The organism is Aeromonas sp. 130281 (genome assembly GCF_056642115.1).
Genome location: NZ_JBWVQS010000002.1, coordinates 49,122 through 61,953, shown reverse-complemented (window position 1 = coordinate 61,953; position 12,832 = coordinate 49,122). Strand labels below are relative to the sequence as shown.

Sequence of the window (12,832 nt, the reverse complement as noted above, 5' to 3'; positions counted from 1 at the left end):
TGCTCCTTGACAGGTATCATGATGATTCTGAGTTGGCGAGTAGGCTCGCCGCGGGATATCACGCCTCGGCTTCACCCTGCTCTTCACCGGCGGCGCCCGGGGCGTGCTGGTGATGGTTGACGGCACGGGCCGGCACCACGGTGGAAATGGCGTGCTTGTAGACCATCTGGCTCACGGTGTTCTTCAGCAAAATGACAAACTGGTCAAACGATTCGATCTGACCCTGCAGTTTGATGCCGTTCACCAAATAGATAGAAACAGGAATCCGCTCACGGCGCAGCGCATTCAAAAACGGGTCTTGGAGAGATTGCCCCTTAGCCATCTTTCTTTTCCTTATAGTTTGTTGTTTTTAAACACCGGATATCAATATAACAACCTGATTATACAGGGAGTGTCAAGCCGCACCAGCTCGGGCGACCACCCTGGCCACATTGCCAGACTCACCAGATTCCAACCAGGTCAGGTCGGGCCAGCCACGCAACCAGGTCATCTGACGCTTGGCCAGCTGACGGGTGGCCACGATGCCACGATAACGCATCTCATCATATCCCACTTCCCCTGCCAGGTAGTCCCACATTTGGCGGTAGCCAACGCAACGGATAGCTGGCAGATCCGGGTGAAGATCACCCCGCTCATAGAGCGCCCTGACCTCCTGTTCGAACTCCCCTTGCAGCATCTTGTCAAAACGCAGCTCGATGCGCTGATGCAGCACGGCGCGATCGCTCGGCGCGATGGCAAACTGGTGCACCCGGTAGGGCAAGCCTTCCCCCTGCACCTGGGTCAGTTCGGTCAGCGTCTTGCCGCTGATGCGATAGACCTCCAGCGCCCGGCTGAGCCGCTGCGGGTCGTTGGGGTGGATGCGGGCGCCGGCCACAGGATCGATGCGCACCAGCTCGTCGTGCAGGGCTTGCCAGCCGAGGCGGGCGGCCTCAGCCTCAATCTCGGCGCGAATGGCCGGATCGGCGGGGGGCAACGGAGAGAGCCCCTCCAGCAGCGCCTTGAAGTAGAGCATGGTGCCCCCCACCAGCAGCGGAATGCGGCCGCGGTCGGCGATCTCTTTCATCTCCCGCAGGGCATCGCGGCAGAAATCCGCCGCCGAATAGCTCATGGCCGGATCCAGGATGTCGATCAGGCGATGCGGGGCCTGGGCCAGCTCGGCGGCAGTGGGCTTGGCGGTGCCTATGTCCATGCCGCGATAGATGAGCGCGGAGTCCACGCTGATGATGTCACAGGGCAGGGCCTGGCACAGAGCGATGGCGAGATCCGTCTTGCCGGAGGCCGTCGGCCCCATCAGAAAAATTGCAGTCGGCAAGTCAGCCACTTTCATGTTCCTCTGGCACGGTCGCCTCGTCGGGAGGCGTACCATGCAAATAGCTATCAATGAATGGAAGCGGTCAGCCCCGGCGACTCAATCGCCTTGTGCAAACCCCTCCAGCACGGCAGCCAACGACAGAGGGCGCACCATGCGAATGTCTGCCAGTTGGTCACTGAAATCGGTCACAAGTTCCGTCAGCAGCCGGCTGGCCGTTGAAAAATCATATATTTTCTCGGCGCTTATCCCCTGCTCCACCAGCCACTGGCATAGTACTTCAGCCTGCTGGCCGGCATCACTGTCAGATCCGCTCTCGACCAATTGCAGCAATTCGGGTAAGAGACGCACCAGATCGGTCTGGCGCAGCAAGGCGGGCACCCTGGTCAGGATCATGGTGTCGCGCCCCCCGCTTTTCAACTCCAGCCCCATGCGTTTGAGCAAACGTTCCTGCTCCTGCGCCAGCGCAATCAGGTTCTTTGACAGCTTGAAGGAGACCGGCAGCAGCAGGGGCTGCGCCGCCAGCCCCTGCCCCCAGGTCTCCAGCAGCCAGTGGCGCAGCAGCACCCGCTCGGCCCGCACCAGGGAGAGCAGCGCCAGTTGTCCCTCCCGCTCGATCAGCAGATAGGCCTGCTCCACCAGGGTCAGGGCGCGAGTCCCCTGGGGCGACGGGCCGGCCGGGGTGACGGGGGCGGTCTGGGGCGCCTCTCCCGCTACCGGCAGGGTGGTGAGCAAGGCGCCCATGCCGCGCATCGCCTCCCGGCTGGGAGGCTCGGGGGGCTGATAGTTGCCCGCGCGGCCTGCCCCTTCGCGCACGGCACCGCCATCCCGCGTCTGGGCGGGGGCTCTATAGCTGTGCTCGGCACCGTACCACTCGGGGCGCGGCGCCTGGCCTGGATACTCTATCTGCGGGCTGGTCGGCAGCTCGACCAGGGTCTCGGCGAGCGGCTCGTCCTGCTCGCTGGCTCCCGCCCCTTCCCGGCGCAGGGCGGTAAAGAGCGCCTGGAAGATGAAGTCGTGAATGAGCCGCGCCTGATGGAAACGCACCTCGTGCTTGGCGGGATGGACATTCACATCCACCTGACGGGGATCCAGCTCTATGTAGAGCACATAGGCGGCGAAGCTGCCGGCGGGCAGCAGCTCGTCATAGGCCTGGCGAATGGCGTGGTTGATGAGCTTGTCGCGCATCATGCGGCCATTCACATAGGTGTATTGCAGATCGTTTTGCGGTCTGGCTCCCGCGGGCAGCGCCAGCCAGCCCCAGAGCCGCACGTCGCTGTGCTCGCTCTCCACCGCCAGCGCGTGGTGCATGAAGGGGGTGCCGCAGACGGCGGCGAGGCGGCGCTCCTGCTCAGGCACCGTATTGGCGGCCTTGTACTGGCGCACCACCTTGCCGTTGTGGCGCAGGATCAGGGTGATGTCGAAGCGGGAGAGCGCGATGCGGCGCACCAGCTCGTCGATGTGGGCAAACTCTGTCTTTTCGCTGCGCATGAACTTGCGCCGCGCCGGGGTGTTGAAGAAGAGGTCCACCACCTCTACCGTGGTGCCCACCGGGTGGGCGGCCGGCTTGACGGTGACGCTCATCTCGCGCCCTTCGGCCTGCGCCTGCCAGGCTTCGGACTGCTCAGCGGTGCGGGAGGTGAAGGTGAGACGGGAGACGGAGCTGATGGAGGCGAGCGCCTCGCCGCGAAAGCCGAGGCTGTTGATCCCTTCCAGGTCATCCAGGGTTGCCACCTTGGAGGTGGCGTGCCGCGACAGCGCCAGCACCAGTTCGTCCCTGGCGACGCCGCTGCCGTTGTCACGGATGCGGATCAGCTTGGCGCCCCCCTTGTCGATGTCGATCTCGACCCGGTCGGCCCCCGCATCCAGGCTGTTTTCCACCAGCTCCTTCACCACAGAAGAGGGCCGCTCCACCACCTCGCCGGCAGCAATCTGGTTGGCCAGAATGGGAGGCAATATACGGATCGGCATCACTTACTCCTGAATTTCAATCTTGCGGATGATGAGCCCCTTAACCACCCAGAAGGGCAGCGCCATCACCTCTTCGCCAACCGGAATCTGGTTGGCCAGAACGGGAGGCAATATACGGATCGGCATGGCTTACTCCTGATGATTTCGCTTGCGGGTCAAGACACGTTCAACACGGGGACGGGCCGCGCCACCGCACCTTCGCCAGCAACCATCCGGTTGGCCAGCGTGGCGAAGGCCTGGCTCGAGCGCCAATCCGGGCGCCCCTCGGCCCTGCCTCGCCAGCTCCCGCGCGTCAGTTTTGGGGGATATAGAGCACCTGCCCTATCTGGATATCCCGTGACTTGAGCTTGTTGATCTCCACCAGCCGCGCCTGGCTCACGCCGTGCTTCTCGGCGAGGCGGGAGAGGCTCTGGCCGCGGGTGACCACGTGGCGGATCATCCTGGACTTGTCGTTGCTCTGCACGCTTGCGACCGGCACGCTCGGCTCCTTGGCCGCCACCTTGTAGGGTTTTATCACCCCGGCACCTGAGGCGCTGCCGACGCTGCTGACCGGGGCGCCGCCATCGCTGCTGCGGCTCGGCACTGTCGCCGGCATGCGGTTGGTCACCTGCTGCCGGGGCGCGGGGGCAACCGTCGCCTTTTTCGCCGCTGGCTGACTGGCGCTGGCCACTTGCTGCCCCTTGCCCGTCATCATGGGCCCCTTGGTCGGGTGGCTGCGATAGTAGCTGCGGATCCCCTCGAAGATGGCGCGGGCCAGTTGATCCTGGTAGCTGGCGGTGGCCAGCAGCTTCTCTTCCGCGTGGTTGGAGATGAAGCCGGTTTCCACCAATACAGAGGGGATGTCCGGCGCCTTGAGCACCGCCAGACTGGCGTGCTCCGGCGCCTTCTTGTGCAGCCGGGCCACCCGTCCCATGGAGCGCAGTATCTGGCGACTCACCTCATAACCCTCGGCCCTGGACTTGTCCATGGAGAGATCGAGGAAGGTCTGCGCCAGATAGGGATTGGGGTCGGATTCGGCCAATACCTTGCCTACCCCGCCCAGCAGTTCCCCCTGCTTCTCCTGCTTCTCCAGCCAGCTGCCCATCTCGCGGTTGGCGCGATTGGTCGACAGCACCCAGACCGAAGCGCCGCGCGGGGTGGAGTTGTGGAAGCTGTCCGCATGCACGGACACCAGCAGATCCGCCTTGGCCTTGCGGGCGATTTCCGAGCGCTTGTTGAGGTCGACGAAGTAGTCACCACGACGGGTCATCACGGCGCGCATGCCCGGCTCGCGGTCGATCAGCGCCGCCAGCTTCTGGGACACCGACAGGGTCACCCGCTTCTCATAGGTGCGGCGCGGGCCTATGGAGCCGGGATCTTCCCCCCCATGGCCCGGATCGATGGCGATGACGATGGCCTTGCCCTGGCCGCCGACGGGCGCGGGCTGCGCCGTGGCGCCGCCTTTCTCTTCATAGGGGAGATCGATCACCAGGCGATGGCCGTAGGGGCCCGCCGGTGCCAGCGGGAACACCACCGGCTTGATGGAGGAGCTGAGATCCAGCACCAGACGCATGCTGCCCTTTTCAAGGGGCGTGCTCTCGCGGATCTTACGCACCAGCTCGCTCTTGTTCTCGATGCGAGCCAGGTTGGCGGCGTTGCTCGCCCCCTTGAGATCGATCACCAGGCGGCTCGGGCCGCTCAGGGTAAAGTAGTTGAAATTGGGGGCGCTGCTCATGTCGAGCACCACCCGGGTGTTATCCGGCGATGGCCAGACCCGCACACTCTTGAGCTGGTTCGCCCAGGAGGGTAAGGCCATCAGGGAGAGGGCAATAACAAGGATCAAGCGCACTGAGATGACAACCGTTCCAGAATGGCTTCGCCAATAGCAGTGCGGGCCGCAATCAGGGCCTCGCGCTGCTCGTTCACATACGTCAGGGTAATCTCGAGATCGGGGGACGGCAGCCAGCCCTCCCCTTTCTCCGGCCACTCCACCAGACAGAGGGTGTCGGCGCCGAAATAGTCCCGAATGCCCATGAATTCCAGCTCTTCTGGATCCGCCAGTCGATAGAGATCGAAGTGATAGACCTGCCAGTCGGCCAGTTCATAGGGCTCCACCAGGGTATAGGTCGGACTCTTGACCTTACCTTGATGGCCAAGCCCTTGCACCCAGCCGCGGGTCAGGGTGGTCTTGCCGGCCCCGAGGGCGCCGTGCAGAAATACGGTAGTGGCCTGCTGGCACGCCTGCGCCAGACGGCCACCCAGTGCCACAGTTGCTGCCTCATCCGGCAGTGTCATCATCAAGGTTTTTGCCATGTTCTTCTTGTTACTTGTTACGGTGTCGGATTGACCAGACGGCGGATCCAGGGCAGCAGATCCGATGCCAACATGCCCCGCTCACCCTCGGCGGCGGCCAGGTCGGCGGCCTCCGCGTGGATCACGGCCCCCAGTCGCGCGGCCATGCCGGCAGACCAGCCCTGGGCCAGGAGGGCGGCGATTATACCAGATAACAGATCCCCCATGCCGCCACTGGCCATGCCGGGATTGCCTTCGTCGCAGAGGCTGATGCACTGGCCATCGCAGATAAGCGAGCCCGCCCCCTTGAGCAGCACGACGCCGCCGTATCGCTGCTGCAGCCGCGATACGGCGGCGAAACGATCCGCCTCGACCTCGGCGACGGAGCACCCCAGCAGGCGGGCCGCCTCCCCGGGGTGGGGCGTGAGCACCCAATTATCCTGATGACGGGGTGCCTGCGCCAGCCAATTCAATCCATCGGCGTCCAATACCAGGGGCCCGCTGGCGCTGAGGTGGTGTTCGAACTGGGCCCTTCCCCACTCATCCTGACCGAGCCCGGGCCCCAGCACGCGCACCGTGGCCCACCCCTCGTCCGTCCCGGCCGGGCATCCCATCAGCTCAGGCTGCACCAGGCTGGCGGGGGGAGAGTCCGGGTGCTGGCACAGTCGCACCAGACCCGCCCCCGCCCGCAGGCAGGCCTGCCCCGCCAGCAGTATGGCCCCCTGCATCCCCAGGTTGCCCCCCACCAGCAGCACCCTGCCGTGCTTGCCCTTGTGAGCAGAGCGGGGACGAGGGGTGAGCAGACTCTTTAGGCGGGGATAATCCAGGCGCTCGGCGGCGGGCACCAGGCCGGCCTCGGGCACCACCCCGAGGGGATCCCAGTCGAGCTGGCCTACGCCGTCCACCCCGTCGGCGGTGAGCATGCCCTGCTTGATGCCGATGAAGCTGAGAGTGCGGGTGGCGTGCACCAGGGCCCCCATGGCGCGGCCGGTGTCGGCATTGAGCCCGGAGGGGAGGTCCACCGCCAGAACGGGGGCATTCAAGCCATTGATTGTTGCGACGATCTTTGTCATTGGCGAGGAGAGGGGGAGCTGGACACCGGTGCCGAGCAGTGCATCTATCACCAGATCCGGCGCAGGGAGCGACGCCCCCTCGAGCGCATCGGCCATCATCACCTCTCCCCCCGCCGCCAGCCACTCGTCGGCGGCCCGCCTGGCATCCCCTCTGAGCAGGCCTGGCGCTCGGGCGGCGATCACCAGAGGCTCGAGACCGAGTCGACGGGCGAGACGGGCCAGCACATAGCCATCCCCCCCGTTGTTGCCCGGACCGACGAAGATCCACCAGTGGTGACTCTGGGGCCAGTGATGGCGGGCATAGCTGCACAGGGTGGCACCGGCCCGCTCCATCAGGGCGTAGAGGGCTTGCCCCTCACGCTCGGCCCAGCGCTGCTCCATCTTGCGGATCTGTTCGGCCCGCCACAGGGGCTGTGCTAGACTGATGCCTTGTTTTTTGCCGATAGCGTCCTCGATACCCTCTACCATGACGGCTCCCCACCTTCATCATCCACTGGCCTGGCATATGGCGTGCCATGACGGCGCACGGCCCTCGTCACGCTCAATGCCACGGGCGCCATGCCGCTGCCAGCAGGCAGGTGAGGCACAATGACGGCCGCCGAACTCGCGCAACTGGCCCACGATATCAAGCTCTGGGCACGGGAGCTAGGATTTGACCAGGTCGGCATCACGGACACGGATCTCGCCCTCGAGGAGCCCAGGTTGCAGGCCTGGCTGGATGCGGGCCATCACGGCACCATGGATTACATGGCGCGCCACGGCATGATGCGGGCCCGGCCCCACGAGCTGCTGCCGGGCACCCTGCGGGTGCTGTCGGTGCGGATGAACTATCTCCCCTTCGAGGCGGGCTTTGCCGCCACTCTGCGCGATCCGACCCTGGGCTACATCAGCCGCTATGCCCTGGGGCGCGACTACCACAAGGTGCTGCGCAACCGACTCAAGCAGCTGGGGGAGCGCATCGAGCAGCGCTGCCAGGCGCTGTTGCCATCCACGCAGGAAACCCCGGGGGAGTGGCGCCCCTTCGTCGATTCGGCCCCCATACTGGAGCGCCCCCTGGCGGCCAAGGCGGGGCTGGGCTGGGTGGGCAAGCACTCGCTGCTGCTCAACGAGTCGGCCGGCTCCTTCTTCTTTCTCGGGGAGCTGCTGGTCAGCCTGCCGCTGCCCGTCGATGCCCCGGTGGAAAAAGAGCAGTGCGGCAAGTGCGTGGCCTGCATCAACATCTGTCCGACCGGCGCCATCATAGCCCCTTATGTGGTGGACGGGCGGCGCTGCATCTCCTATCTCACCATAGAGAACGACGGCCCCATCCCGGAAGAGTTCAGGCCGCTGATGGGCAACCGCATCTACGGCTGTGACGACTGCCAGCTCATCTGCCCCTGGAACCGGTATGCGGATGCGAGCCCAGAGCCCGACTTCAGCCCGCGCCCCAACCTGCACCGCCCCCCCCTGCTCGACCTGTGGCAGTGGTCAGAGGCGGCATTTTTGAAGCACACCGAAGGCAGCCCCATTCGCCGCATCGGCTATCAGCGCTGGCGCCGCAACCTGGCGGTGGCGCTGGGCAACGGCCCGGCCAGCAGCGATGCCATGGCGGCCCTGCAGCAGGCGCTTCCCGGCGCCGAGCCCATGGTGGCCGAACACATCGAGTGGGCGCTGGCGACCCTGGCCGCGCGCCAGGAGAAGGAGAACAAGAAGACCCGTTTGCTGATCCGCTGCATCGAAAAAGGCCTGCCGGATCACGCATAAGCGATCTGGCCCTTGCCGGATGACAGCACTTTTTTCATGCTCTGCCGACCATTGACCATAGGCACAATAAAAGGAAGATTCGGATGCAGATGTTGGGAGTAGATATTGGCGGCTCCGGGATCAAGGGCTGCCTGGTGGACACCGAGACTGGCGAACTGATTGGCGAGCGCCACCGCATCGCCACGCCGCAACCGGCCACCCCGGCCGCCGTGGCGCACACCCTCAAGGCGCTGGTCGAGCATTTCCAGTGGAAGGGCCCCGTGGGGTGCGGCTTCCCCGCCACCATCCACAACGGCATCGCCAAGAATGCCTCCAACATCGACAAGAGCTGGATCGAGACCGACGCCGCCCACCTGTTCGCCGACGTGACCGGCCTGCCCTGCCACGTGCTCAACGACGCCGACGCGGCCGGGCTGGCCGAGATGCGCTTCGGCACGGGCCGGGATCGCAAGGGGGTCATCATCCTCATCACTGTGGGCACCGGCATCGGCACCGCCGTGTTCGTCAACGGCCAGCTGCTGCCGAACACCGAGCTGGGCCACCTCATCCTGGAAGGCATGGTGGCGGAGCACTACTGCTCGGATGCGGTGCGCAAACGCGAGGATCTCTCCTGGAACCGCTGGGGCAAACGCTTCAACAAGTATCTGGCCCGCCTCGAGTTCCTCTTCTCTCCCGATCTCTTCATCCTGGGCGGCGGCAGCGCCGCCAAGCTCGACAAGTTCATCGACCGGATCGAGACCCGGGCCCCCCTGGTGGCGGCGGCCAACCTCAACCAGGCCGGTATCATAGGGGCCGCCCTCTACGGTGCGGCCCGGCAAGAGGGCTGACCCTCCCCGACAACGCCGCAAGAGGCCCGAGCCGGGCCTCTGCCCTGGCGCCCTAGAGATCGTCGAGCCGATGGGCTCCGTGCACCAGCCGGGTCAGCCGGGATTGCGCCATGGACGCCAGGGAGCTCAGCAGCGCGGCCGTGTCCGGCGTGGGGCACTCCCGGGCCAGGCGCCCCAGCTCGCCAACGAGTTTCTCCTCCTGCTGCGACACCAGGGCCACTATCTCCTCGGGCTGGGCACCGGCGGGCAGTGCCAGACGCTGGCAATCGGCCAGCAGATCCACACCGAATCCCTGATCCAGCCAGGTCTCCTTGACCCCGCTCCCCATCTGCTCCCGATAGTCGTGCAGGTGGGCCGCCGCCGCGTCCTCCCGCCCTTGCAGATAGGCCAGCAACATCCGGCTGCGCTCCCCATCCACCTGGGGGAGCAGGCGCCCGTAACTGCGCCCCTGCTGCTGATGCAGTTGTTCGAGGTAAAGCATCAGGTCCTTGATCTGTTGAAATCGCATCTCTGCCTCCTCCTGCCGTCCACCTCCTGCCAGTATAAAAAAACGCCGCGCCCTCCCCGGATAAAAGCGGTCATTTTTTGTTCTACATCAAAGGGATGGGAAAGAAAAAGAAGAAAACGAGGGGAAAGGGACAAAGAGATTCCTCCCTGTCATGCTGGCAACTGGCCGCCAGCGCCCAGGGAGAGGTCGTGACAAAACGGGGGAATCATCGAGTTAAGGAGGATTATCCAGGTTATATTCGGAAGGGTGATTTCAAATCAGAATCTAATATTGAAGCCGTCGGTTTACCCCTCTTTCCTTAGTCAGCGAACGGGAATCCTTATCCATTTTTTAGACGTCTAGACGTAGAAACATGCGTTGACACAGCCATCCGGACATCTTAGCATCATCCTCCATGATGGCAGAGCAACCCAGTGAAACCTCTGCCCAATTCACCCGCCTGTAGCGCCCTGTGCTTTAAGGCTGTTAGCACGGAAGAATCCATGATTAAGTTGATCGGTCTCAACAAAGTCTACGGTAAAGGCAGTGACGCCGTGCACGCCCTGCGTGACGTGAGCCTGCATGTGCCACAAGGCAAGATCTTCGGCGTGATCGGCGCCTCCGGTGCCGGCAAGAGCACCCTGATCCGCTGCGTCAATCTGCTGGAGCGCCCCACAGAGGGCCAGGTCATCGTCGACGGCCAGGATCTCGTGGCCCTGAGCGAGCGGGATCTGACCCAGGCTCGCCGCCAGATCGGCATGATCTTCCAGCACTTCAACCTGCTGGCCTCCCGCACCGTGTTCGCCAACATTGCCTTCCCGCTGGAGCTGGCGGGCTGGAGCAAGGCACAGATCCAGACACGGGTAGACGAACTGCTGGCCCTGGTCGGGCTGGAAGCCCGTGCCCACGCCTATCCGTCCGAGCTCTCCGGCGGCCAGAAGCAGCGCGTCGCCATCGCCCGCGCCCTGGCTCCGGCCCCCAAGGTACTGCTGTGCGACGAGGCCACCTCGGCCCTCGACCCCCAGACCACCCGATCCATCCTGAGCCTGCTCAAGGAGATCAACGTCAAGCTGGGGCTCACCATACTGCTCATCACCCACGAGATGGACGTGGTGAAGGGGATCTGTGACGAAGTGGCCATCATCAGCGACGGTCGCCTGATCGAGCAAGGAGAAGTGGCCTGGTTCTTCAGCAACGCCAAGACCCAGCTGGCCCGTGACTTCATCCACTCCACCATCCACCTGGAAGTGCCCCAGGAGTACCAGGACAGGATGAGCAGCGAGCGGGTGGCCAACAGCTATCCCCTGGTGAAGCTCGGCTTCACCGGTGCCACCGTCGATTCACCGCTTATCTCCGAGGTGAGCCGCCGTTTCAACATCGACATCAGCATACTGAGCGCAGACATCGAATACGCCGGTGGCGTCAAGTTCGGCTTCCTGCTGGCGGAGCTGTTCGGGGATGAGGCCCAGTGCGAGGCCACCCAGCAGTTCTTCATCGACAACCACATTCAGCTGGAGGTAATGGGCTATGTCCGAAGCAATGACTAATCTGCTGCGCCCAATCCTCGGCGACTCAGCCATCTTATCCCGCTGGAGGTAATGACTCATGTCCGAAGCCATGATTAATCTGCTCATCACAGCCCTCGGCGACACCCTGATCATGGTGTTTGCCTCCGCCCTGTTCGGCTGCCTGCTCGGCCTGCCGCTCGGCGTAGCACTGCACGTGACCAAGGCGGGCCAGATCCTGGCCAACCCGCTGCTGAACAAGATCCTCGGCATCGTCGTCAACGTCGGCCGCTCCGTGCCCTTCATCATACTGCTGGTGGCCATCATTCCGCTGACCCGGCTGATCGTCGGCACCAGCATAGGCACCATAGCCGCCATAGTGCCGCTGACCGTGGGCTGCATCCCCTTCATCGCCCGTCTGGTGGAAGGTGCCCTGATGGAAGTGCCGGACGGCCTGCTCGAAGCCGCCAAGGCCATGGGTGCCAAACCCTTGCAAATCATTGCCAAGGTGCTGCTGCCCGAGGCCCTGCCCGGGATCCTCAACAGCATCATCATCACCCTCGTCACGCTGGTTAACTACTCCGCCATGGCCGGTGCCATCGGGGGGGGCGGCCTGGGCGATGTGGGTATTCGCTACGGCTACCAGCGCTTCGACCCTACCGTCATGCTGGTCACCGTGGTCATTCTGGTGGTACTGGTTCAACTCATCCAGAGCGCGGGTGAGCGCCTGGTCAAACAATGTGATCATCGTTAATCGTCGATTTCTGACAGGAGGTTTTTATGAAATTGGGCATTAAATCAGCTGCGGCTGCGCTGCTGGCAACTCTGGTACTGGTCGGCTGCGGTCAGAAGGAAGAGAGCAAGACCCTGAAAGTCGGTGCCATCGCCGGCCCCGAGACCGAACTGGTCGAGACCGCGGCCAAGGTGGCCAAGGAGAAATACGGCCTGACCGTCGAGATCGTCACCTTCTCCGACTACGTCACCCCCAACGTGGCCCTGAACGACGGCAGCGTCGACGTCAACGCCTTCCAGCACAAGCCCTACCTGGATGCCCAGATCCGTGATCGCGGCTTCAAGCTGGTGCCGGTTGGCAACACCTTCGTCTACCCGATCGCCGGTTACTCCAAGAAGATCAAGGCCCTGTCCGAGCTGAAAGACGGTGCCCAGATCGCGGTGCCGAACGATCCGACCAACCTGGGTCGCTCCCTGATCCTGCTGGAGAAGCAGGGCCTGCTGAAGCTGAAGGAAGGCGCCGGTCTGGAAGCGACCGTGCTGGACATCGCCAGCAACCCGCGCAACTTCAAGATCGTCGAGCTGGAAGCCGCTCAGCTGCCCCGCTCCCTGGAAGATGTTGATCTCTCCATCATCAACAACACCTTCGCCGGTCAGATTGGTCTGACCCCGACCGAAAACGGCCTCTTCGTCGAAGACAAGGAGTCCCCCTACGTCAACCTGATCGTTGCCCGTGAAAACAACAAGGACGACGAGAAGGTCAAGGAGTTCGTCCAGGCCTTCCAGACCGACGAGGTCTACAAGAAGGGGACCGAGCTGTTCAAGGGCGGTCTGGTGAAAGGTTGGTAACCACTCACTCTGTAAAAAAGGCCACGTCAAGCGTGGCCTTTTTTTTTGCCCCCGTTATCATAGCC

General features: G+C 63.8%; 13 protein-coding genes. 5 read left to right on the top strand and 8 right to left on the bottom strand.

Translation table 11 applies throughout. The annotated features are described in order from the left end of the window. Positions 1-58 precede the first annotated feature (58 nt). The 7 genes from hfq to AC1IN8_RS07250 all read right to left on the bottom strand — a co-directional run bounded on the left by hfq (position 59) and on the right by AC1IN8_RS07250 (position 7,092). A complete protein-coding gene (gene hfq, locus AC1IN8_RS07280) occupies positions 59-322 on the bottom strand; it encodes an RNA chaperone Hfq (protein ID WP_011704864.1) in 264 nt (87 codons plus the stop codon). A gap of 72 nt (positions 323-394) precedes the next feature. Continuing rightward, positions 395-1,327, bottom strand: a complete 933-nt coding sequence (gene miaA, locus AC1IN8_RS07275) for a tRNA (adenosine(37)-N6)-dimethylallyltransferase MiaA (RefSeq protein WP_404837083.1) — start codon at positions 1,325-1,327, stop codon at positions 395-397. 81 nt (positions 1,328-1,408) lie between these two features. Continuing rightward, the gene (gene mutL, locus AC1IN8_RS07270) at positions 1,409-3,280 is read right to left on the bottom strand and encodes a DNA mismatch repair endonuclease MutL (RefSeq protein WP_479758496.1); all 1,872 of its coding nucleotides are present in this window, start codon (positions 3,278-3,280) and stop codon (positions 1,409-1,411) included. 3 nt (positions 3,281-3,283) lie between these two features. Then, the gene (locus AC1IN8_RS07265) at positions 3,284-3,406 is read right to left on the bottom strand and encodes a hypothetical protein (RefSeq protein WP_479758495.1); all 123 of its coding nucleotides are present in this window, start codon (positions 3,404-3,406) and stop codon (positions 3,284-3,286) included. Between the two features lie 166 nt (positions 3,407-3,572). Then, positions 3,573-5,108, bottom strand: coding sequence for an N-acetylmuramoyl-L-alanine amidase (locus AC1IN8_RS07260; protein ID WP_139435038.1), 1,536 nt, complete (start codon positions 5,106-5,108; stop codon positions 3,573-3,575). Continuing rightward, on the bottom strand, positions 5,099-5,572 hold the full coding sequence (gene tsaE, locus AC1IN8_RS07255) for a tRNA (adenosine(37)-N6)-threonylcarbamoyltransferase complex ATPase subunit type 1 TsaE (protein ID WP_041206351.1): 474 nt from the start codon (positions 5,570-5,572) through the stop codon (positions 5,099-5,101). Before tsaE ends, AC1IN8_RS07260 begins: the two co-directional genes overlap by 10 nt. A gap of 17 nt (positions 5,573-5,589) precedes the next feature. Further along, complete coding sequence (locus AC1IN8_RS07250; protein ID WP_479758494.1) at positions 5,590-7,092, bottom strand: NAD(P)H-hydrate dehydratase; 1,503 nt, start codon at positions 7,090-7,092, stop codon at positions 5,590-5,592. A gap of 120 nt (positions 7,093-7,212) precedes the next feature. Between AC1IN8_RS07250 and queG the strand changes: the two genes are divergently transcribed. Both queG and ppgK read left to right on the top strand, forming a co-directional pair. Further along, the gene (gene queG, locus AC1IN8_RS07245; RefSeq protein ID WP_106885920.1) at positions 7,213-8,367 is read left to right on the top strand and encodes a tRNA epoxyqueuosine(34) reductase QueG; all 1,155 of its coding nucleotides are present in this window, start codon (positions 7,213-7,215) and stop codon (positions 8,365-8,367) included. An 83-nt stretch (positions 8,368-8,450) separates the two neighbouring features. After that, the gene (gene ppgK, locus AC1IN8_RS07240) at positions 8,451-9,194 is read left to right on the top strand and encodes a polyphosphate--glucose phosphotransferase (protein ID WP_139435042.1); all 744 of its coding nucleotides are present in this window, start codon (positions 8,451-8,453) and stop codon (positions 9,192-9,194) included. Between the two features lie 52 nt (positions 9,195-9,246). Here the strand turns inward: ppgK and AC1IN8_RS07235 are convergent, their stop codons facing one another. Further along, positions 9,247-9,702 carry a hypothetical protein gene (locus AC1IN8_RS07235; protein WP_479758493.1) on the bottom strand — a complete coding sequence of 152 codons (456 nt, stop codon included), beginning with the start codon at positions 9,700-9,702 and terminating at the stop codon, positions 9,247-9,249. 482 nt (positions 9,703-10,184) lie between these two features. Between AC1IN8_RS07235 and metN the strand changes: the two genes are divergently transcribed. The 3 genes from metN to metQ are packed head-to-tail and all read left to right on the top strand — an operon-like array spanning position 10,185 to position 12,767. After that, a complete protein-coding gene (metN, locus tag AC1IN8_RS07230; protein ID WP_139435046.1) occupies positions 10,185-11,228 on the top strand; it encodes a methionine ABC transporter ATP-binding protein MetN in 1,044 nt (347 codons plus the stop codon). Positions 11,229-11,286: 58 nt separating this feature from the next. Then, entirely contained in the window at positions 11,287-11,940 is a 654-nt protein-coding gene (locus tag AC1IN8_RS07225) for a methionine ABC transporter permease (protein ID WP_005327310.1), read from the top strand. Positions 11,941-11,966: 26 nt separating this feature from the next. Continuing rightward, entirely contained in the window at positions 11,967-12,767 is an 801-nt protein-coding gene (metQ, locus tag AC1IN8_RS07220; protein ID WP_005327312.1) for a methionine ABC transporter substrate-binding lipoprotein MetQ, read from the top strand. Positions 12,768-12,832 lie beyond the last annotated feature (65 nt).

Coding starts and splice junctions, on each gene's coding strand:
- hfq (WP_011704864.1), bottom strand. CDS start 322: ATGGCTAAGGGGCAATCTCTCCAAGACCCGTTTTTGAATGCGCTGCGC.
- queG (WP_106885920.1), top strand. CDS start 7,213: ATGACGGCCGCCGAACTCGCGCAACTGGCCCACGATATCAAGCTCTGG.
- AC1IN8_RS07235 (WP_479758493.1), bottom strand. CDS start 9,702: ATGCGATTTCAACAGATCAAGGACCTGATGCTTTACCTCGAACAACTG.
- metN (WP_139435046.1), top strand. CDS start 10,185: ATGATTAAGTTGATCGGTCTCAACAAAGTCTACGGTAAAGGCAGTGAC.
- AC1IN8_RS07225 (WP_005327310.1), top strand. CDS start 11,287: ATGTCCGAAGCCATGATTAATCTGCTCATCACAGCCCTCGGCGACACC.
- AC1IN8_RS07265 (WP_479758495.1), bottom strand. CDS start 3,406: ATGCCGATCCGTATATTGCCTCCCGTTCTGGCCAACCAGATTCCGGTT.
- ppgK (WP_139435042.1), top strand. CDS start 8,451: ATGCAGATGTTGGGAGTAGATATTGGCGGCTCCGGGATCAAGGGCTGC.
- mutL (WP_479758496.1), bottom strand. CDS start 3,280: ATGCCGATCCGTATATTGCCTCCCATTCTGGCCAACCAGATTGCTGCC.
- AC1IN8_RS07250 (WP_479758494.1), bottom strand. CDS start 7,092: ATGGTAGAGGGTATCGAGGACGCTATCGGCAAAAAACAAGGCATCAGT.
- tsaE (WP_041206351.1), bottom strand. CDS start 5,572: ATGGCAAAAACCTTGATGATGACACTGCCGGATGAGGCAGCAACTGTG.
- metQ (WP_005327312.1), top strand. CDS start 11,967: ATGAAATTGGGCATTAAATCAGCTGCGGCTGCGCTGCTGGCAACTCTG.
- miaA (WP_404837083.1), bottom strand. CDS start 1,327: ATGAAAGTGGCTGACTTGCCGACTGCAATTTTTCTGATGGGGCCGACG.